This window comes from Streptomyces griseorubiginosus (assembly GCF_017614965.1).
In the GTDB taxonomy this organism is placed as follows: Bacteria; Actinomycetota; Actinomycetes; order Streptomycetales; family Streptomycetaceae; genus Streptomyces; species Streptomyces griseorubiginosus_B.
The window spans coordinates 12,906-33,605 of the sequence record NZ_WVUG01000064.1; the positions used below are offsets into that span (position 1 = coordinate 12,906).

At 73.0% G+C, this 20,700-nt stretch carries 16 protein-coding genes; 9 read left to right on the forward strand and 7 right to left on the reverse strand.

What is annotated here, in order from left to right; translation table 11 throughout:
• Positions 1-5: 5 nt before the first annotated feature.
• Together GRC12_RS15105 and GRC12_RS15110 are read right to left on the reverse strand one after the other, a co-directional pair.
• A complete protein-coding gene (locus tag GRC12_RS15105) occupies positions 6-1,211 on the reverse strand; it encodes a cysteine desulfurase-like protein (RefSeq protein ID WP_208779758.1) in 1,206 nt (401 codons plus the stop codon).
• Between the two features lie 52 nt (positions 1,212-1,263).
• Complete coding sequence (locus tag GRC12_RS15110; protein ID WP_208779759.1) at positions 1,264-2,430, reverse strand: cytochrome P450; 1,167 nt, start codon at positions 2,428-2,430, stop codon at positions 1,264-1,266.
• A gap of 112 nt (positions 2,431-2,542) precedes the next feature.
• Between GRC12_RS15110 and GRC12_RS15115 the strand changes: the two genes are divergently transcribed.
• A complete protein-coding gene (locus GRC12_RS15115; RefSeq protein WP_208779760.1) occupies positions 2,543-3,442 on the forward strand; it encodes an amidohydrolase family protein in 900 nt (299 codons plus the stop codon).
• Between the two features lie 42 nt (positions 3,443-3,484).
• Here the strand turns inward: GRC12_RS15115 and GRC12_RS15120 are convergent, their stop codons facing one another.
• On the reverse strand, positions 3,485-3,979 hold the full coding sequence (locus GRC12_RS15120; protein WP_208779761.1) for a GNAT family N-acetyltransferase: 495 nt from the start codon (positions 3,977-3,979) through the stop codon (positions 3,485-3,487).
• A 26-nt stretch (positions 3,980-4,005) separates the two neighbouring features.
• Here GRC12_RS15120 and GRC12_RS15125 point away from each other — a divergent pair, with 26 nt between their 5' ends.
• The 7 genes from GRC12_RS15125 to GRC12_RS15155 all read left to right on the forward strand — a co-directional run bounded on the left by GRC12_RS15125 (position 4,006) and on the right by GRC12_RS15155 (position 15,130).
• Positions 4,006-4,527, forward strand: coding sequence for a CGNR zinc finger domain-containing protein (locus GRC12_RS15125; RefSeq protein WP_208779762.1), 522 nt, complete (start codon positions 4,006-4,008; stop codon positions 4,525-4,527).
• 224 nt (positions 4,528-4,751) lie between these two features.
• Complete coding sequence (locus GRC12_RS15130; protein WP_208779774.1) at positions 4,752-6,254, forward strand: acyl-CoA carboxylase subunit beta; 1,503 nt, start codon at positions 4,752-4,754, stop codon at positions 6,252-6,254.
• A 131-nt stretch (positions 6,255-6,385) separates the two neighbouring features.
• Positions 6,386-8,128, forward strand: a complete 1,743-nt coding sequence (locus tag GRC12_RS15135; protein ID WP_208779763.1) for a fatty acyl-AMP ligase — start codon at positions 6,386-6,388, stop codon at positions 8,126-8,128.
• Positions 8,125-12,057, forward strand: a complete 3,933-nt coding sequence (locus GRC12_RS15140; protein ID WP_208779764.1) for a type I polyketide synthase — start codon at positions 8,125-8,127, stop codon at positions 12,055-12,057. The genes GRC12_RS15135 and GRC12_RS15140 overlap by 4 nt, the downstream gene beginning before the upstream one ends.
• A 9-nt stretch (positions 12,058-12,066) precedes the next feature.
• Positions 12,067-13,014, forward strand: a complete 948-nt coding sequence (locus GRC12_RS15145; protein WP_208779765.1) for an alpha/beta hydrolase — start codon at positions 12,067-12,069, stop codon at positions 13,012-13,014.
• 119 nt (positions 13,015-13,133) lie between these two features.
• Entirely contained in the window at positions 13,134-14,393 is a 1,260-nt protein-coding gene (locus GRC12_RS15150) for a PucR family transcriptional regulator (RefSeq protein WP_208779766.1), read from the forward strand.
• A 95-nt stretch (positions 14,394-14,488) separates the two neighbouring features.
• Positions 14,489-15,130: a cutinase family protein gene (locus tag GRC12_RS15155; RefSeq protein ID WP_208779767.1), complete on the forward strand. Its 642-nt coding sequence runs from the start codon at positions 14,489-14,491 to the stop codon at positions 15,128-15,130.
• A gap of 78 nt (positions 15,131-15,208) precedes the next feature.
• Here GRC12_RS15155 and GRC12_RS15160 read toward each other — a convergent pair whose 3' ends face one another.
• The 3 genes from GRC12_RS15160 to GRC12_RS15170 all read right to left on the reverse strand — a co-directional run bounded on the left by GRC12_RS15160 (position 15,209) and on the right by GRC12_RS15170 (position 18,823).
• A complete protein-coding gene (locus GRC12_RS15160) occupies positions 15,209-16,933 on the reverse strand; it encodes a hypothetical protein (protein ID WP_208779768.1) in 1,725 nt (574 codons plus the stop codon).
• Positions 16,934-17,045: 112 nt separating this feature from the next.
• Positions 17,046-17,474 (reverse strand): OsmC family protein, encoded by a 429-nt coding sequence (locus GRC12_RS15165; protein ID WP_133046883.1) that lies wholly within the window; start codon positions 17,472-17,474, stop codon positions 17,046-17,048.
• Positions 17,475-17,560: 86 nt separating this feature from the next.
• Positions 17,561-18,823, reverse strand: coding sequence for an MFS transporter (locus tag GRC12_RS15170; RefSeq protein WP_208779769.1), 1,263 nt, complete (start codon positions 18,821-18,823; stop codon positions 17,561-17,563).
• A gap of 258 nt (positions 18,824-19,081) precedes the next feature.
• Between GRC12_RS15170 and GRC12_RS15175 the strand changes: the two genes are divergently transcribed.
• Positions 19,082-19,897: an SAM-dependent methyltransferase gene (locus tag GRC12_RS15175; protein ID WP_208779770.1), complete on the forward strand. Its 816-nt coding sequence runs from the start codon at positions 19,082-19,084 to the stop codon at positions 19,895-19,897.
• Between the two features lie 20 nt (positions 19,898-19,917).
• On the opposite strand, the gene GRC12_RS15180 is transcribed toward GRC12_RS15175, so the two are convergent.
• A partial coding sequence (locus tag GRC12_RS15180; protein WP_208779771.1) for a helix-turn-helix domain-containing protein occupies positions 19,918-20,700 on the reverse strand: 783 nt, incomplete at its 5' end.

Sequence of the window (20,700 nt, forward strand, 5' to 3'; positions counted from 1 at the left end):
CGGGACTACCGCGCGAGAAAGTCGGACAGCCCGGTCAGCAGCCGGTCGACGTCCTCCGCGCTGTTGTACGGCGCGAGCCCCACGCGCAGGCCGCCGGTGTCGCCGAGGCCCAGGCGGCGGGAGGCCTCGATGGCGTAGAAGGAGCCCGAGGGGGCGTGGACGCCGCGCTCGGCGAGGAAGGCGTAGGCGTCCACCGTGCTGTGCCGTTCGAAGGTCAGCAGCACGGTGGGGGTGCGGTCGGCGGCCCTGGAGTGCACGACGACGCCGTCGAGGGCGGCGAGACCCTTGTCGATCTGGGTGCGCAGGACGTGTTCGTGCGCCTCCAGGGCGGTGTAGGCGGCGGCCAGGCGCTCGCGTCGGCCTCCCTCGACAGCGGTGTCGAGGCCGGCGAGGAAGTCGACCGCCGCCCGGGTGCCCGCGAGGAACTCGTAGGGCAGGGTGCCCAGTTCGAAGCGCTCGGGGACCGCGTCGGTGGACGGCAGCAGCTTGTCCGGCCGCAGGGTCTCGAGCAACTCCGGCCGGGCGGCGAGGACTCCGTGGTGCGGGCCGAGGAACTTGTAGGGCGAGCAGACGTAGAAGTCGGCGCCGAGCGACTCCAGGTCCACCAGCGAGTGGGCGGTGTGGTGGACGCCGTCGACGTAGGCCAACGCACCGGCCTCGTGCGCCAGTCGGGCGATCTCGGGGACCGCGGGGCGGGTGCCGATCAGGTTGGAGGCGGCGGTGACGGCGACCAGCCGGGTGCGCCCGGACAGCACGGCCCGGACGTCGTCGACGGTCAGCTCACCGGTGGCCGGGTCGAAGTCGGCCCAGCGCACGGTGGCACCGGCCTGGGCCGCGGCCTGCACCCAGGGGCGGATGTTGGCGTCGTGGTCGAGCCGGGTGACGACGACCTCGTCGCCGGGCGCCCAGGTCTTGGCGAGGGTCCGGGAGAAGTCGTACGTCAGCTGTGTGGCGCTGCGGCCGAAGACGATGCCGGACGGATGCGCTCCCAGCAGGTCGGCCAGGGCCCGGCGGGCCTCGGTGACGATGCTCTCGGCGTTGCGCTCGCCGGGCGCGGTGTGGCCGCGGTTGGACAGGGGGTTCCCGAGTGCGTCGGCGATCGCCCGGATGACCGGCTCGGGGGTCTGGGTGCCGCCGGGTCCGTCGAAGTGGGCGACGCCGGCGGCCAGGGCCGGGAACTGGGAGCGGAGGGCGGTGATGTCGAACGTCACGGGGAGCTCCTGTCGGTTCCGGGTGGGTGCGTGCCGCGGTCGCCTCAGCGTGTCACGACCACAGCACGTGCAGGGTGGGCGGCTTGCGGAAGACCAGGCCGTGCGGGCTCGCGGGGCGGTCCGGGTCGAGGCGGAGGGCGGGGAGTCGTTCCAGCAGGCGCTGGAGGGCGATGCGGGTCTCCAGACGGGCGAGGTGGGCGGCGAGGCAGTGGTGGGGTCCGTGGGCGAAGGCCAGTTGCAGGCGGGCCTCGGGGCGGCGGACGTCGAAGCGGTCGGGATCGGGGAAGACGGCCGGGTCGCGGTTGGCGCCGGCCAGCGAGACGGTGACCAGGTCGCCGCGGCGGACGGTGGCCGGGCCGAGGACGGTGTCGCGGGTGGCGTAGCGGTCCACGACGGCCGCACCGGGCTCCAGGCGCAGCGACTCCTCGATCGCGCCGTCCAGCAGGTCGAAGTCGTCCTTCACCAGGGCGAGTTGACCGGGGTCGCCGAGCAGGTGGAGCAGCGCGTTGGTGATCATCGCCTCGGTGGTCTCGATGCCGCCGAACATCAGCACGGCCGCGTTGGAGGCCACCTCGGGCACCGTCAGCCGTCCGGCGGCGGCAGCGAGCAGCGAGGACGTGTCCGGGTCGGCGACGGTGGCCTCGACGGCGCCCCGCAGCTGCGCGTAGGCCTGGGCGCCGGAGGTGCCCGGGTCCAGTCCGGCGGTGATGTCCGAGACCGCCCGCACGATGGCGTCGTACCAGGTCAGGACCGTTTCCGTGGTCGTACCGGCCAGTCCGAGGGCCTGGGTGACGACGGCGACCGCCAGAGGTCCGGCGAAGGCGCGGCGCAGTTCGCCGGCGCCCGCGGGTTGGAGGGCGCTGATCAGCCGGTCGGTCTCCTCCTCGATGAAGGCGGCGAAGCCGTCGCGCACCGCCCGGGGGCGGAAGGGGGCGGCGAAGGGGTCGCGGTGGCGGGTGTGGTCGGCGCCGTCCAGGGAGAGCATGCTGGGGCCGACGACCTGGGCGGTGGAGAAGCGAGGGTCGTCGACGGTGAAGGTCGTGCCGTCCCGCATGACGCTCAGGGCGAGGTCGCGGCGGGTGACCAGCCAGCCGTCCAATTCGGGCAGCCAGGACACCGGCTCGTGCGCCCGCAGCAGCGCGAGGCGGGGATGCGGATCGTCGGCGAGTTCGGCGAGCGTGGTGGAGGCGCCGAGGGGGAAGGTATCGACGGCGCTCATCGGGCGTTCCGGCCGGGCGGTGGGAAACCGATCACGGCTCAGCCTAACAACGGGGCCGAGCGGTCCCAGCGGCCAGGTCAGGAGGACACTGGGCCTTGGCGGGAGGAGCGTCATGACCACTGTTGACGTGCACCAGCATCTGTGGACCCCGTCGCTGGTGGCGGCCCTGCGCGCGCGTCGCGAGCCGCCGTACCTGGACGGCTGGACACTCCACCTGGAGGGCGAGCCGCCCTTCGCGGTCCGGCCCGGCGACCACGACATCGCCCGGCGTGCGGAGCTGGCCGCAGCCGACGGCCTCGGCCGGGCGCTGGTCTCCCTGTCCACGCCGATCGGTGTGGAGTGGCTGCCGGCGGCCCAGGCACGGCCCCTGCTCGACGCCTACCACGAGGGCGCGGCCGCGCTGCCCGAGCCGTTCGGAGCGTGGGCCGCGGCCTGCGTACGGGACGTCGACGCGGCCGCCACCGCCAAGGACCTCGACCAGGGCTTCGTCGGCCTCCAGCTGCCGGCCGACGCCCTCGCCGACGCGTCCGGCTACGCGCGCTGCGCCCCGCTGCTCGACCTGCTTCAGGAGCGTGACCTGCCCCTCTTCGTGCACCCCGGCCCCGCACCCGGCGGATCCGCCGGCCCCGGCTGGTGGCCGGCCATGGTCCCCTACGTCCAGCAGATGCATGCCGCCTGGTTCGCCTTCCGCGCCTTCGGCCGCCCCCGCCACCCTCGCCTCCGCGTCTGCTTCGCCCTCCTCGCAGGCCTCGCCCCGCTCCACGGCGAACGCTTCGCCGCCCGCGGCGACGGAGAGACCGGGGTCGACCCGAAGGTGTTCGTCGAGACGTCCTCCTACGGCCCCCGCGCGGTCGAGTCGATCGTCCGCGCCCTGGGCGTGGACGCGATCGTCCAGGGCTCGGACCGCCCCTACGCCGAGCCCCCGCACCACCCCGGCTTCGGCCTGGGCGGAGCCGCCGCGTACGCCTTCAGGGTCGACAACCCCCGACGCCTGCTCAAGGGAGGCGACTGAGCGGAGACCACTCCCGTCACAGGGCGCGCCGGGGAGCCCGGCTCATGGGCGCCAGTACAGGGCCGGGTCGGGGTGGTCGGTGAAGCCCAGGGAGCGGTAGAGGGGTTCGCCTTCCCGGGAGGCGTGCAGGTCGACGCGGGACGCTTCGCGGTCGCGGAACCAGTCCTGCAGGGCGCGCATGATCGCGCGGCTGTGGCCGCGGCGCCGGTGGGACGGGTCGGTGATCACACCGATGACGTGGCCGATGCGGCCGTTGGTCAGATGAGGTCCGGGCAGGCGTTGTTCGATCGTGCCGATGCCGCAGGCCGCGAGTCCGCCGTCGTCGCCGTCCACCACGAGGACGCGCACGGTGTCGTCGGTCAGCTGTTCCTTGAGGACCACGGCCAGGGCGTCCAGCCAACCGCCGTCCGCCGAGGCCGGGTTGAAGAAGTCTCCGCCGAGGTCCTCGAAGAGCAGGGCGCGCAGCCGCAGCAGCTCCACGAGGTCGTACTCCACGGCCTGCCGTACGGCCGATGCGTTGTCCGGGCGTTGTCCCATGCCGACCAGACTGCTGTAATGGTCTTATGCATCTCAACCCTTACGGCGAGGATGCCGTGAAGCTCGCCGCGGATCTCGCCAACCGGCGCCCCGCCGACGCCGAGGAGCTCGCGGACCGCTGCCGGACCGCGGGGCTGGTGCTGGAGCGCCCGGTCACCCCGCACGACCTGGCCCGCGCGGAGGAGGCGCTGGACGCCTGGGAGAAGGTCGTCGACGCCGAGGACGAGGGCGAGCGCGCCGAACTGCTCAACGCCATGCTGGCGACGGCCGCCGCGTATCCGCGGCTGACCAACCACGCCGGGAGCGGCTGGCACGTGCACTATCGCGACCGCGAACTGCCCCTCGGATCACTGCTGTTGTCCCTGATCTCCGTCGGCACCGCCCTGCATCTGGCGGGCCGCGGCATGCACCGGCTGCGCCGCTGCGCCGTGACCGAGTGCGCCACGATCTTCGCCGACACCTCCCGCACCGGCCGGCAGCGCTACTGCTCCCAGCGCTGCGCCAACCGCGACGCGGTACGCCGTCACCGGGCCCGTACGACCGCCTGACGCCGACGCGTTGTCACCTCAGGACGAACCTTCCCTCCCCCGGGACTCAACTCCCGCAAACAGAACAGGGATCGTCCAATCCCGCACCCATTTCACTGCCATATTCGAAAGCAACTTCGGAGGTGGCTGTGACGCGAGAGGCGACGACATCCCGAGCGAGCAGGACGGCACCGGCGACGGCGACCGCGCCGACGGCACCCACGGCGGACCGCACCGCCCGGCGCATCGCGGACCTCGAGGACCGCCGGGCCCAGGCGACGATCACCGGTGTACCCAGAAGACGGGGCGCGCTCGGCGCGCGGGAGCGGATCGGGCGGCTGCTCGACGAGGGCTCCTTCACCGAGACCGGCCTCTTCGTCCGCGCCCGGCCCACCGGCGACGGCGCACAGCGCCCCTACGGAGACGGGGTCGTCACCGGGTGCGGAACGGTCGACGGACGGACCGTCTGCGTGTTCGCCCAGGACTCCACGGTCTTCGGCGGCAGCATGGGCGAGGCCTTCGGCGAGAAGGTGGTGGCCCTGATGGACCTCGCGCTGAAGACCGGCTGTCCGGTCATCGGCCTCAACGACTCCGGCGGCGCCCGCATCCAGGAGGGCGTCGCCTCGCTCGCGCTCTACGCCGAGCTGGTGCGCCGCAATGTGCAGGCCTCCGGCGTGATCCCGCAGATCTCGGTCATCCTCGGCCCGTGCGCCGGCGGCGCCGCCTACTCCCCCGCCATCACCGACTTCACCGTGATGGTGGACGGCGCCTCGCACATGTTCGTCACCGGCCCGGACGTGATCGAGGCGGTCACCGGAGAGCGCACCACCGCCGAGGAGTTGGGCGGCGCACGGGCCAGCAACACCGTCAACGGCAATGCCCACTTCCTCGCCGCCGACGAGGAGGACGCCCTCGACACCGTGCGCGACCTGCTGTCGTACCTGCCCGCCAACAACCTCGAGCGGCCCCCGGAGTACGCGCCCGGCGCCGTCGCCGACGGCGGTCTCCTCGACGAGGTGGTCCCGGACCGCACCGGCCGGGCCTACGACATGCGCGAGATCCTGCAGGCGGTCGTCGACGACGGTGAACTCCTGTACGTCCAGGAGCTGTTCGCACCCAACATCGTCTGCGCGCTGGGCCGGGTCGAGGGCGCCACCGTCGGGATCGTCGCCAACCAGCCGCTGCACTCCGCCGGTGTCCTGGACATCGACGCCTCCGAGAAGGCGGCGCGTTTCGTACGGTTCTGCGACGCGTTCGGCATCCCCCTGCTGACCTTCGCCGACGTCCCCGGCTATCTCTCCGGCGTCGGCCAGGAGCGGGCCGGCATCATCCGGCGGGGTGCCAAACTCCTGTACGCCTACGCCGAGGCGACCGTCCCGAAGGTCACCGTGGTCGTGCGCAAGGCGTACGGCGGCGGATACGCCGTGATGGGCTCCAAGCACCTCGGCGCCGACGTCAACCTCGCCTGGCCCACGGCCCGTATCGCCGTCATGGGCGCGGAGGGCGCCGTCGGCGTGCTGCACCGGCGTGAACTGGCCGCCGCCGACGACCCCGAGGCCCTGCGCGCCCGTCTCGTCGCCGCGTACGAGACCACCCACGGGACCCCCTATCCGGCCGCCGAACGCGGCTACGTCGACGCGGTGATCGCCCCGCACGAGACCCGCGCCCACATCTGCCGCGCCCTGCGCACCCTGCGCGGCAAGCGCGCCCCGATGCCCCAGCGCCGGCACGGCAACATCCCGCTGTGACCGCACTGGCAGCGCGGGGGCTCTGACAGCTCTGACCGCTCTGAATCGGCCGCGTGCCCGCGAGAACTCTCCGCGTCCTTCGCACCACCCCGCTCCGCCCCCACCGACAGCGATGTGAGGAGCCACGCCCGATGGACAGCCGCCGCCCCCCGCTCGCGCCCGCGTACCGGACTCTGCCCGAGTACGTGCGGCACTGGGCCGAAACGACCCCCGACCGCAGGGCGTTCACCTTCGTCGAGCACCCCGCCCCCGGGTCGCGCGGCGTGCACCGCACCCTGACCTGGCGCCGCCTGGAAGCCCGCGTCCGGGCCCTGGCCGCCCGGCTCGCCCAGGAGGCCGGACCCGGTGAACGGGTCGCGCTGCTGTGCCCGCAGGGCACGGACTACATCACCGGGTTCCTCGCCGCGCTCACCGCCGGGCTGGTCGCCGTACCGCTGTATCCGCCGGGTCTTCCCGGGCACGGTGACCGGCTCGTCGCGGTCCTGGCCGACGCCCGGCCCGCAGCCGTGCTGACCACGAGCCGGGTGCTGGCGGAGGTGACGGACTTCTGCGAGCGCGCGGAGGTCCCGGTCATCGCGGCCGACCAGGTTCCCGACGCCACCGCCGAGGACTGGCGGGCACCGGAGGCGGACCCGGAGGCGACCGCGTACCTGCAGTACACCTCCGGCTCCACCCGCACCCCGGCCGGCGTGGAGATCACCCACGCCAATGTCGTCGCCAACGCCCAGCAGGCCCTGAGCGCCTACGGCGCCGACACGCACCCGGTGACCTGCGTGGGCTGGCTGCCGCTCTACCACGACATGGGCCTCGTGCTGAGCGTCGCGGCCCCCGCCGTAAGAGGCCTGCTCTCCGTCCTGATGGACCCGGCCGCCTTCCTGCACGAACCGGCGCGCTGGCTCAGGCTGTTGACCGCTCATCCGCGCGCGGTGAGCGCCGCGCCCAACTTCGCCTACGACTACTGCGCCTCCGCCGTCACCGACGCGCAGAAGGCGGATCTGCGGCTGGACGGCATCGCCGCGCTGATCAACGGCAGCGAACCGGTACGGCCCGGCACCGCCGACCGCTTCCACGCGGCCTTCGCCGCCCAGGGGCTGAACGCCGGCGTCCACTGTCCGTCGTACGGGCTGGCCGAGGCGACCGTCTTCGTCAGCGCCGCCCGGCCCGGCGAGCCGCTCGCCCGGTTCGCCCTCGACCGGGACGCGCTGGCCAACGGCAAGGCGCTGCCCGCCCGGCCGGACGACCCCAGAGCCGTGCTGCTGGCCGGCTGCGGCACCCCGGCCGGGCAGCAGGTGCGGATCGTCGACCCGGTCTCGCGTGCCGCGCTGTCCGAGGGGGAGGTCGGCGAGATCTGGGTGCGGGGCCCGAACGTGGGGCGCGGTTACTGGAACAACGAGGCGCAGACCCGGCGCGTCTTCGGTGCCGCCCTCGCCGGGGCCGCACCGGGCGGCTGGCTGCGCACCGGCGACCTGGGAACCGTGCTGGACGGCCGGTTGATCGTCACCGGGCGGCTGAAGGACCTGATCGTCGTCGACGGCCGCAACCACTACCCGCAGGACGTGGAGGCCACCGTCCAGGACACGCATCCGGCGGTGCGGCGCGACCGGCTCGCCGCCTTCGGCGTGCCCGGCGGGGCGGGTGAGCGGGTGGTCGTCGTCGCCGAACACGCGCGGACCACGACCCTCGCCGACATCGACCTGCCGGGCCTGGTACGGGCCGTGCGTTCGGCGGTCTCCTCACGGCACGGGCTGCGGCTGGCGGACGTCGTGCTGGTCGCGCCGGGCACGGTGCCCCGGACGTCCAGCGGCAAGGTGTCCCGGGCGCTGACCCGGACCCGGTATCTGGAGGGCGCCTACGCGGCCGGGACCGCTCGGTGAGCGCCGCCGACGAGGGCGTGCTGCGCCGCCTGATCGCGGAACGGGTGGCCGCCTGGACCGGCAGCACCGCCGCCGACGTGCCGATGGACCGGCCGCTGGCCGACCTCGGCATGGCCTCCCGGGACGCCGTGGTGCTGGCCGGGGAGCTGTCCCGGCTGGTGGGCCGTGAGCTGCCGCCGACCCTGCTGTGGGAGGCGCCGACCGGGGACGCTCTCGTGGCCCACCTGTGCCGAACAGCCCCGCAGGAGACCCCGGTTGTGACCCCTTCCCCGGTGCTGGACGAACCGGTCGCGGTCATCGGCGTCGGCTGCCGGCTGCCCGGCGGAGTGCGCGGCCCGGCCGACTACTGGCGACTGCTGTGCGACGGCGTGGACGCCATCGGCCGCGTCCCCGAGGACCGCTGGCGGGACTTCACGGCCTTCCCGCCCGCGGACGCGCCCGCGTACGGGGGCTACCTCGACGACATCGCCGGGTTCGACGCCGACTTCTTCCGGATCACACCGCGCGAGGCCGCGGTGATGGACCCGCAGCAGCGGATCCTGCTGGAGGTCGTGCACGAGACCCTCGACCACGCCGCCGTCCCGGTGTCCTCCCTGGCCGGCACGGCGACGGGCGTCTTCGTCGGCGTCTCGGTCCCCGAGTACGGCAGGCTCACGGGCGCCGACCCGGCCGCCGTCGATCCCTGGGCCCCGGCGGGCGCGGCCCTGAGCGTGACGGCGGGACGACTGGCGTACGTCCTGGACACCCGCGGTCCCACCATGGCGGTGGACACGGCCTGTTCGTCCTCCCTGGTCGCCCTGCACCACGCCTGTGCCGGCCTGCGCACCGGTGAGTGCGACACGGCGATCGCCGCCGGGGTCAACGCGCTGCTGTCACCTGTCGTCGGCGTCGCGTTCGAGCGGGCGGGCGCGCTGGCGCCGGACGGCCGCTGCAAGCCGTTCTCCCCGTCGGCCGACGGCATCGGGCGGGGTGAGGGCTGCGCGGCCGTCCTCTTGAAGCGGCTGTCCGACGCCGAACGGGACGGCGACCGCGTCCTGGCCGTCGTCCGGGCCACGGCCGTGAACTCCGACGGCCGCTCCAACGGGCTGCTGGCACCCAACCCGGCAGCTCAACAAGCCCTGTTGGCGACGGCCTATGGGCGAGCCGACCTGGTACCGGCCCGGATCGACTACGTCGAGGCGCACGGCACCGGCACTCCGCTCGGCGACCCGATCGAGGCGGGGGCGCTGGGCGCCGTCCTGGGCGCGGACCGGGATCCCGACCAGCCGTTGCTGCTCGGTTCGGTCAAGGGCAACCTCGGTCATCTGGAGTCCGCGGCGGGCATCGCGGGAGTGGTGAAGACGGTCCTCGCCCTCTACCACGACAGCATCCCGCCCTCGCTGCACTGCTCGGACGGCAGCGCGCTCACGGACCCCCGGCTGCGCGTGGTGACCGAGCCCGAGCCGTGGCCGCGCTACGGCGGCACCGCGACGGCGGGGGTCTCCGGTTTCGGCTTCGGGGGCACCAACGCCCACGCGGTGCTGGAGGAGTGGCCGGTCGACTCCCTCCCGGCCCAGGAGTCCGCCGCCCATCTGTACCTGCTGTCCGACGTCGACACCGAGCGGGTCCGCTACACGGCGGGCCGGCTCGCCGCGTGGCTCCGTTCGCCGGAGGGCGGCAGAGCGCGCCCGGCCGATGTGGCGCGCACCCTGGCGGGACGGGCGGGGCGCGGTCCCGTACGGGCCGCCGTCGCCGCACACGGCCCGGACGAACTTGCGGACGCGCTGGGCGCGTTGGCCCGAGGGCAGGGGCATGAGCGGCTGATCACCGGTGACCGCGACCGCGTGGGGCGGGGTCCGGTGTGGGTGTTCTCCGGGTACGGCAGCCAGTGGGCCGGCATGGGGCGCCGGCTGCTGAGCGAGGACCCGGGCTTCGCGGCGGCCGTCGAGAAGCTCGACGCGCAGTCGGCCGGCGAGTTCGGGTTCTCCCTCCGCGACCAGTTGATCTCCGGGAACGGTCTCGACCGCCTGGAGGTCGCCCAACCGGCCCTGTTCGGGATCCAGTTGGCCCTCGCCGAACTGTGGCGTTCCCACGGGGTGGAACCGGTCGGGGTCATCGGCCACTCCATGGGCGAGGTGGCCGCCGCCGTCTGCGCCGGCGCGCTGGACGTGCCGGACGCCGCCCGGGTGATCGCCGTACGGGCGCGGCTCCTCAGCAGGCTGGAGGGCGGCGCGATGGCCGTCGTCGACATCGACGACGACGAACTCGCCCTGCTGGAGCGGGACTTCCCAGGCGTACAGGTGGCCGTCCACTCCTCGCCCCGGCAGAAGGTGGTCACCGGTGCGGAGCCCGCCGTCGCCCGGCTGGTGGGACGGCTGGAGAAGCAGGGGCGGGTCGCCCGGTCCATGCGGGTGGTCGGCGCCGGGCACTCACCCCAGGTCGATCCACTGCTGCCGGACCTGGCCGACGCCCTGTCCGACGTGCGCGGCCGGCCTCCCCGCATCCCGGTGTACTCCACCGTCCTCGACGACCCGCGCGGCGACTGCGCCTTCGACGCGGCACACTGGGCCGCCAACCTGCGTCGGCCCGTGCGTCTGGACCGGGCGCTCGCGGCTGCCGCGGCCGACGGCCACGGCGTGTTCGTCGAGGTCTCACCGCACCCGGTGCTGGCGCGGTCCGTCACGGACAATGTGCCCGACGCCCTCGCCGTCGGCACCCTGCGGCGCGACGCGGACGGATCCGCCGCGTTTCTCGGGGAGTTGGGCGCCCTGTACGCCGCGGGCCTGCCCCTGCCCCCGCCGCCCGGCCGGGTCATCGACCTGCCCGCGCCGCGCTGGCGGCACGCACGCTACTGGTGGACGGACGGCCGGACACCCGCCACGGCGCCGGCGAGCGACCGATGGACGGAGCCCACCGCGCCTTCCGGGGACACGTCCGCCTCCGTCGCCGCGCGACTCGGCCGGCACATCGCCGCCGTCACCGGCCATCCGGCAGCCCGCATCACCCCGGCCACGGCCCTCGCCGACCTCGGCCTGGACTCCCTGATGGCCGTCCGCATCCGCACCGCCCTGGAGCGGGAGTTCCGGGTCGAACTCCCGCTGCGTGATCTGCTGGGAGCCGTAACGGTCGCGGACGTGGCCGACCGCGTCCGGCAGTCCGTGCCGGGCGAATCGCCCCTGTTCCTGTTCCCCGCGGCCGGCGCCCCCGCCGGCGTCTACCGGGCACTCGCCGAACGGCTCGGGGACGACCGCCCGGTGCACGCGCTGGAGCGGATCGAGGACGCCCGTACCGTCCGGGAGAGGGCCAGCCGTTACGCCGAGACGATCACCGCCGAGCACCCCAGCGGCCCCTGTGTGCTGGCCGGTTGGTCCTTCGGCGGGTTCCTCGCCCAGGAGACGGCACGCCAACTCGCCGCCGACGGACGGGAGGTGGAGCTCGTCGCGCTCATCGACTCCGTACGGCCGCTCCCCCGCCCCGGTGTCACCCCGGCCGACCGGATCCGCGCGCACCTCACCGGGTTCGCCCGGCACGTCGCCGACACCTACGGAGTCCGGCTCCCTTTGCGGTACGACGAGTTGGTGGCGATGGATGACGACGGCGAGCGCATCGACACGGTGCTGCGGGTGCTGCGGGAGGCCGCCGACGTGCCGGCCGCCGCGCTGGAGCACCAGCGCGCCTCCTATCTCGACCTGAGGGTCGGCGAGGCCCACCGCCCCGGTCCTTACGACGGGCCGGTGGTGCTGTACCGGGCCACCGAGCCCGCCCCGCACACCGTGCGCGACCCCGCCTACGAACGGGACGACGCCGCCCTCGGCTGGGACGCGGTGTGCCCGGACCTGACGGTGGTCGAGGTCCCGGGACACCATCTGTCGCTGCTCGACCCGCCGCACGTCGACGAGATCGCCGCACATCTGCGGCAGGTCCTCGCGAGACCCGCCCAACCGGACTGAGGAGCCGCCATGCCGCACCACCCCGCCGGAATGTCCCGCCGTGCCGTCACCAGGGCCGCGGCCGTCACGGGACTGGCCGCCCTGTTCGGCGTCACGGCCGCCACCGGATCCGCCCGGGCCGCGACCCAGGTGGGGCCGCGCACCTTCGATGTGTCCGTCTCCTCCGCCGCGCTCGGCCGCAGCGCGCCGGTCCGGCTGATCCTGCCGTCGGACTTCGCCACGCAGACCGCCCGGACCTACCCCGTCCTCTATCTCCTCCACGGCGCCCACGACGACTACACCTCCTGGACGCGGGAGACGGACATCGTGGCGTTCACCGAGGGCCGTGAGCTGATCGTGGCCATGCCGGACGCGGGCCCCACGGGCATCCCGAGCGTCTGGCGCGGCGGTCCGGACTACGAGACCTTCCAGTTGCAGGAGGTTCCGGCCATGCTGGCCCGCGACTACCGGGCGTCCGGCGTGCGGGCCGTCGCGGGCGTCTCCACCGGGGGTTACGGGGCGATGGCGCACGCGGCGCGGCATCCCGGCGCGTTCAAGGCGGCCGCCTCCTACAGCGGCATCCTGGACACCACGGCGATCGGTGTGCCGCCCCTGGTGGACGCGATCGTGGCCCGCGAGAACCTGACGCCGGACTCGCTGTGGGGCAATCCGATCCTCGACGCGCTGGTCTGGCGCGACTTCAATCCGCGCGCCCGCGCCACCGGGCTGCGCGGAACACCGCTGTACGTGTCGCAGGGCAGCGGTGTCACGGGCGGAGGCGTGGGTGACTGGCTGCCCCAGGCACTGGAGAGCCTCCTGTGGCCCTCGGCGCACCTGTTCACCAACGCCCTCGCCCTGCTGGGCATCCCGGTCACCGCGCACTACTACGCGGGAGGAGGCCACAGCTGGGCCTACTGGAAGGCGGAGTTCGCCGCCTCGTGGCCGATGCTCGCCGGTGCGCTGGGAGTTCCGGAGTGATGTCGGCGCAGCCGGGGCACGGAACGGAGCGCAGGGGACGCCCGTCCAACGGGCGCCCCTCTCGTCCCACGGGCAACGGCCCGTGGGTGAGCCGTCTCCGGGTGAAAGGAGTGTCCGTCGTGGCCGTCCCCACACCCCGCGGCGTTCCCACCGACCCCGCCGCCACCCATGTTCCGCCCGAACTCGCCGAGTTGCTGCGCGGCCAGCTGGAGCGCGTCGCCGACGAGGTGGAGGAGGAGGTCCGCAGACAGGTCCCCGAGTACGCGCGTCCCGCCGACGGCGCCTACCGGGAGAACCTCCGGGCCGGGGTCGTGCAGGCGCTGACCCTCTTCGTCGACCACATCGCCGACCCGCGCGGACAGGGAGCGGCGATCGCGGCGACGTACTACGAACTCGGCCGCGGAGAGGCGTTGGAGGGCCGCAGCCTGGACGCGTTGCAGTCCGCCTTACGGGTCGGCGGCCTGCATGCCTGGCGGCTGATGGGACGTACGGCGGAGGAGCTCGGGCTGGACTCGACGGTGGTGGCCGCGCTGGGCGAGCTGGCGTTCCGTACCGTGCACGAGGTCGCCGAGGCGGCCGCCGCCGGGTACTCAGAGGCGCAGTCGCGCAGCACGCACGAGCTGGAGCGGCGGCGCAGGCGGCTGCTCGATCTGCTGCTCGGCGAGGGGCCGGTGGCCCTGGAGGCCGTGCAGGACCTGGCGCACGGCGCACGCTGGCGGGTGCCCGCGCGGGTCGCGGTGGTGGCGCTCGCGGCCACGGCGGAGCCGCACCCGGCGGATCAGCCGCCGGGGATGCCGGGCGCGCTGGCGGACATGGAGGCCCGGCCGCCCCGGGTGCTCGTGCCCGACCCGGAGGGCTCCGGCCGGTTCGGCGGCCGGTCCTTCGTCCTGGGCCTGCGCGGACGCCCGGCGGCGATCGGGCCGACGGTCGCGGTGACCGAGGCCGCGCAGTCGCTGCGCTGGGCGACACGGGCGCTGGGGCTGATGGGCCGCGGGGTGCTTCCCCGGCAGGGCGTGGTGCGCTGCGCCGACCATCTCTCGACGCTGCTGCTGCACGCCGACGAGCCGCTGCTCGCCCAGCTGGAGGCGCAGGCCCTGGCCCCGCTGGAGGCCGCGTCCGAGGGGCAGCGCCCGCGTCTCGCCGAGACCTTGCTGGCCTGGCTCCTCAGCGGCAGCAACGTCCCGGACGTGGCCGCCCGCCTCCACGTCCACCCGCAGACGGTCCGCTACCGTCTGCGCCAGTTGGAGAAGCTCTTCGGGGACGCCCTGCACGACCCCGACGCCCGCCTGAATCTGATCGTCGCCCTGCGTTCGGCGGCCACCGGCTCCCGGCTTTCCGCGGCGGACTCACCTCAGAACAAAAACAGCGCGCATTCCTGAATCACCGTCCATAACACCTCGTCAGAAAACGCGAATACCTTCGGGATCGTCCTTTTCCCTAGGCGCTGCACGCGCCCGACCCGCAAAGGATCCCCATGCGTATTCGCTCGTGTCTCGCCGCGCTCTCGTTGGCCGGCGGGGCCGGACTGGCCACTCTCTCGCAGCCAGCCGCTTCCGCCGCCACCTGCTCGGACATCGACGTCGTGGCCGCTCGCGGCACCTTCGAACCGGGCACGCTCGGCCTGATCGTCGGTGACCCGGTGTACTCCGCGCTGCAGAAGAAACTGACGGGCAAAAGCCTCTCCAGCTATGCGGTGAATTACCCGGCCGACCTTTCCCTGACATCGGCCGCCCAGGGAAACGCCGATCTGGTGAACCACGTCGACGCGCAGGCCGCCGCCTGCCCGAATCAGCGTTTCGTTCTTGTCGGCTATTCGCAGGGAGCGAATGTCGTCGACAACTCGATCGGCATCAGCAGCGCCGGAGCGGTGGTCGGCAGCCCCATCGTGGCGGCCCTCCCCGCGGCGGTCGAACCGCGAGTCGCCGCGGTGCTCCTGTTCGGAAACCCGATCCGGGCCCTCGGCAAGAGCGTCACCGGCACCTACCAGAGCCGCACCATCGACTTCTGCGCCAAGGGCGACCCCATCTGCGAGAACGGCGGCGGCGACGTCCTGGCCCACCTCGGCTACACCGCCGACGCGGACGCGGCGGCCACCTTCGCCGCGGGCAAGGTCTGAGCGAGGGCGGGCCGACGCCGATCGGCCCGGGAGGTTCTCCTCCCGGGCCGATCGGATGTGTGCTTTTTCGGGGGATCCCTACTGGGGCTCCGCGGCGAAGCCCGCGAGGCTGGTGGACACCACCTCGGGCCTGCCGTCGTTCTGCACGGGCGCCGCGGTCAGCACGTCGAGGTGCTGGTAGCCGGGGGCGACCACCGGGTGCAGGCCGGCCGGGACGCGGCCCGCCAGGAGCCCGTCGCCGGCGAGGACGGTGAGCGTGGGGTTCGCCTTCAACCCGTCGGGGTGCACGACGAGTTGCTTGATCTGCGGGGAGCCGGCGAGCTCGATGTCGGTGACCAGCTTGGTGGGGAAGTACTGCTCGGTGAAGTCCAGCGGCTGCTCGGCCAGGCTGCGGGCCAGCTCCCGGATGTCGGTGACCTCCTTGGCGGCGCTGGTGAAGGGGGTGCCGTCGGCGGAGCGGTGTCCGGGGTCGTCGGCGGCGCCGACACGGTCGTAGTCGCGCCAGGTGTACAGCGGTCCGTGCGGCTCGGCGGGAATGGCCTTGTACTCGACGCCGAACAGCTGCGGCTGCGACGAACTGCCGTTGGCTGCCGGGAAGTTCTTGTCCGCGATCGGCCCGCCGTCGAAGAAGCCGACGCTGCTCTGCAGGAACGCCAGCGGTACGGAGTTGTCGTCCAGCAGCGCGCCGAGCACGGCGTCGTTGGTGAGCCGGAAGTCCTTCACGGCCGGTGAGCCGGTGAGGAAGGTGGCGGTGTCCCGGGAGAACAGGAAGCGGTTGGTGGCTTCGATGTTGACGTCGGACGGCAGATAGGAGGGCAGGTCCGCCTCCGCGTCGGGGGCCTTCACCGCGCCCAGTCCGGCGATGCCGAGCAGGGTCATGGTCTCGGGGTTGAGGAGCACGGGCGCGGACAGCGAGCGGGGCAGCACCCCGCTGTCGAGTCCGGCCTGCACGGCGGTGTAACCGATGCCTACGTCGGGCAGGTTGGTGTCGCCCGGCACGCTGCCGCCGAGGTCGGCGAGGGACGTGGAGATCGTGGTGTCGAGCGCGAAGTACCCGGCGCACTGGTTCTGTCCGGCGTCCGCCGTGGTCGCCGGATCGCCGTCGAAGTCGGCGGCCGCGAAGTAGCCGGTGATCACCCCGCCCAGGGAGTGCCCGCCGCACAGCACCTTGCTCCCCCGCAGCGTCCGGTCGGGCAACTCGGCGGTGAGCAGGTCGTACTCGTCCCGCACGGTCTGCCGGATGCCGAGCTTGGCCAGCCAGCCGAGCTGCCCGTTGCCGACGTACCCGGCGAAGGTGCGGCCGGCGACCTGCTTGCCGCGGTAGTAGTAGTCGACGGCCGTGTGCTCGTCGCCGGAGGCGATGCCCGTGCGGTCCTCCAGACAGTTCGAGCGGCGGTCCAGGGCCCAGAACTCGATGTGCCGCCCCTCTTCCGCGGCCCGTGCGACGGTGTCGCGGGCGACGCTGTCGAACGCTCCGGTGCCCTCCAGGATGCCCGGCTGGGCCACCAGGATCCGGTCCGCGTCGGCCGGCCGGCTCGGCCCGTCGGCGGAGCGGTAGCGCAGGTACGACAGCCAGTCGCAGGCCTCCGGGCGGGCACCGAACGACTGCGGCAGCGGCAGCTTCACCCGCACCACCGTCTCCACGACACCGTCGGCCGGGTGCGTCGACGCCACGGCCGTCTCGGTCCGGGCCGCACCGTCCCCCTGGGCCCGCGGGGCCGCGGCGGTGAGCGCGCCCGCGGTCAGCAACGCCGCCAGCGCGGCGCCGCGCCATGTCCTTCCTGTTCTCCGACTCGTCTTCATAGCCGGACCGTAGGACCGCGACACCCACACGATCCGGAAGTGCTCACAACAACGCAGCACGCGACGACACGCTTGTCACCGGCACGCAGCGAGCCGGGTCCTTTTGAAGGGTCTAGGCGTCCTCGACCACCGCCATGACCGGAGTTCCGAGCTCGACGGTGCGGCTGACGGTGCACAGGCGGTCGTGGGAGACGCCGACCGCGCGGGGCAGGATCGCGCGGGCCCGGTCGCCCAAGGCGCCGTCCGGGAAGGTGACCGAGAATCTGACCTCGAGGTCGGTCATCCGGTTGCCCAGCTCGTCGCCGACCTTGTTGCCGCTCACGGTGACGGTGAACGCCTCGGGCTCCGCGTGCCGGCTGGTGGCCACGTCCACGTCGACCGCGGTGCAGCCGCCGAGCGCGGCGAGCAGCAGCTCGACGGGGGTGAAGTCCGTACCGTCTCCGGTACCGAAGTCGATCGTGGCGCCGTGGGCGTTCGTCGCGGTGAACCGGCCCGGACCGGTGCGCTCGACGGTGACGGCGCGCAGAGAGCCCTCGCTCATGGACCAACCAATCTCTCGGAGTCTTTCGACCCCGTCATGCTCTCCGCAGCGACCGGCCCGGTTCAAACAGCCACGGCGTCGGACGGCTACCCACTGTCGGCCGCCGCGGTGCTCGGGGCATGAGTGCCCGTGGTGCCGAAGCGGATGCCCTTGGCCTCCTTGCCGACGGCGCTCAGCACGACCACCGCGGCCAGCGCCGGGACCACGGTCCAGGCGATCGCCGGCGGATAGCCGTGCCGCTCGGCGATGGCCTCCTGGATCGGCAGGTTGAGGGCGGCGATGAGGTTGCCGAGCTGGTAGGTGACGCCGGGATAGAAGCCGCGGATGGCGTCGGGGCTCATCTCGGTCAGATGCGCGGGGATGACGCCCCAGGCTCCCTGGACGCAGACCTGCATCAGGAAGGAGGAGAGCATCAGCCAGCCGACGGTGGTGGACAGCACGAAGAAGGGCACGACGACCAGGCCCCCGGTCGCCGCGATCATGATCGTGCGGCGGCGTCCCAGCTGCTCGGACAGGGCGCCGAGCAGGGCGCCCCCGATGATGGCGCCGACGTTGTAGACGATCGCGATGGCGATGGAGGTGTCCGCGGACAGGCCGAGGCCCTTCTTCACGAAGGTCGGGTAGACGTCCTGGGTGCCGTGCGACATCCAGTTGAAGGCGGTCATCAGCGCGACCAGGTACACGAAGCGCTTCAGCACCGCCGGGTTCCTGAAGACCTGGTGGGCGGGGGTGCGGTTGACGGCGACGCTCTTCTCCCACACCTCGCTCTCCTCCACCCGGGTGCGCACCCAGAGGGCGACCAGGGCGGGCACCAGACTGAAGGCGAACAACCCCCGCCAGCCGAAGGCCGGTTCGATGCCGAGGAAGGCCACGGCGGCGAGCAGATAGCCCAGCGAGTAGCCGCTCTGCAGCAGCCCCGACCAGAATCCGCGCCGCTGCGCCGGGATCTTCTCCATGGCGAGCGCCGCGCCCAGGCCCCACTCGCCGCCCATGCCGATGCCGTACAGCAGACGCAGCACCAGCAGCACGGCGTAGTTGGGGGCGAAGGCGCAGGCGAAGCCGACGACCGAGTAGAAGACGACGTCCACCATGAGCGGCAGCCGGCGGCCCCGGCGGTCGGCCCACAGGCCGAAGAGGAAGGCACCGACCGGCCGCATCACCAGGGTGGCGGTGGTCAGGAACGCCATGTCGGTGAGGGAGACGTCGAAATCGTCGGCGATCTCGCTGTAGACGAGGACCACCAGGCAGTAGTCGAAGGCGTCCATCGCCCAGCCCAGGTAGGCGGCGACGAAGGCGTTGCGCTGATCCCTGGTGAGACCTGTTGCCTGTTCCCGGACGGTCTTCAGCATGCCGGTCCTTCCCACGGCTCCGCGGGTCAGGCTAGGTGGGGGTGAAGGGGCGGGCAATGCAAGAGCCGGCAAAACAAGCGCCACGGTCCCCTCGGACACCACCGCGCCCACTGGACTGACCCGACGTCAACAAACAAACAGGTCAAGGTGATTGGGCCGGATGATTCACATGATCCGCGCCTGGGAGAATAACGTGGACGTCGACGACCGGCGTTCGACCATCCGTGGTTCCACCATCCCGTACCCACAGGAGCGTCCATGGCTGATCAGGCGGAGAACTCCGAGCGAGAGCCGCTGCCCAAGATCGACACCTCTGTGCCGCAGTCGGCCCGGATCTGGAACTACTGGCTGGGAGGGAAGGACAACTACGAAGTAGACCGGGTGGCCGGTGACGCGTTCCGGGAGATCTTCCCCGGTATCGAGACCGGTGCCCGCGCCGCCCGTTACTTCCTCGCCCGCGCCGTCCGCCACCTGGCCGGAGAGGAGGGCGTCCGACAGTTCCTGGACATAGGAACCGGGCTGCCCAACGTGGACAACACCCACCAGATCGCCCAGCGGGTGGCCCCGGAGTCCCGGATCGTCTACGTCGACAACGACCCCTTGGTCCTGGCCCACGCGCGGGCCCTGCTCACCAGCACCCCGGAGGGCGTCACCAACTACGTCGACGCCGACCTGCGCGATCCGGAGACGATCCTGCGGGAGGCCGCGAAGACGCTGGACTTCGACAAGCCGGTCGCCCTCATGCTGATGGGCATCCTGGGCCACATCGAGGACCACGACGAGGCGTGCTCGATCGTCCGCCGGCTGGTGGCCGGGCTGCCGTCGGGCAGCTTCCTGGTGCAGTACGACAGCACCGACACCAGCAAGGCCTACCTCGAGGCGATCCGGCAGTACAACGAGGGCGGATCGATCCCCTACATCCTCCGCAGCCCCGAGCAGATCGCCCGCTACTTCGACGGCCTGGAACTGCTCGAACCGGGCGTGGCCTCGTGTTCGCGCTGGCGCCCCGACGACGGCGCCTGGGGTCTGCCCGCGGAGGTGCACCAGTACGGCGGTGTCGCCCGCAAGCCCTGACGGCCGAGGCGCCCGCCGGGTCAGGTCTCCTGGAGGATGCGGTGGAGGATCGTCGGCGTCTCCTCCGGCGATTCGGCCTCCACCACCAGGCGGTTCATGGCGTCCCAGTAGCACTCGACGTCGGCGGGCCGGTCGGGATAGAGCGCGGTGGCGAGTCGTTCGAGGTGGACCACGTCGGGCAACTCGCTGCCGGGCAGCCGCACGATGGTCATGGGTCCGCTCTCCGCGGAGTGACCGCCGGCGAGGAACGGCAGGACCTGGACGGAGACCCGCGGGTGCCGGCACATCTCGATGAGATGCCTGAGCTGGGCGCGCATCGTCGGGAGGCCGCCGACCGGGCGGCGCAGGGCCGCCTCGTCGATGACGGCCCAGAGCCGGGTCGCCGACCGGCCGTCGAGGATCCGCTGCCGGGTCATCCGTAGGGCGAGCCGCCGGTCGATCTCGTCCTCGGAGGCGTCAGCGTGGGCGAGCCGGATGGCGGCACGGGCGTAGTCGCGGGTCTGCAACAGGGCCGGGACGCGCTGGACTTCGTAGCAGCGGATGAGGGCCGCCGCCTGTTCCGCCGCGAGGTAGGTCTGCGACCAGGCGGGCACCACGTCGTGGTAGTCCTGCCACCACGCGGGGGTGTTGGCCGCCTCGGCCAGCGTCAGCAGGGTGGCTCGCTCCGCCTCGTCCGTGACGCCGTAGAGGGTGAGCAGATCGGCCACGTCGCGCAGCTTGAACCCGTGCCGCCCGGCCTCCATGCGGCTGATCTTCGACCGGGAGCCGCGGATGACCCGCCCCGCCTCCTCACGGGAGACACC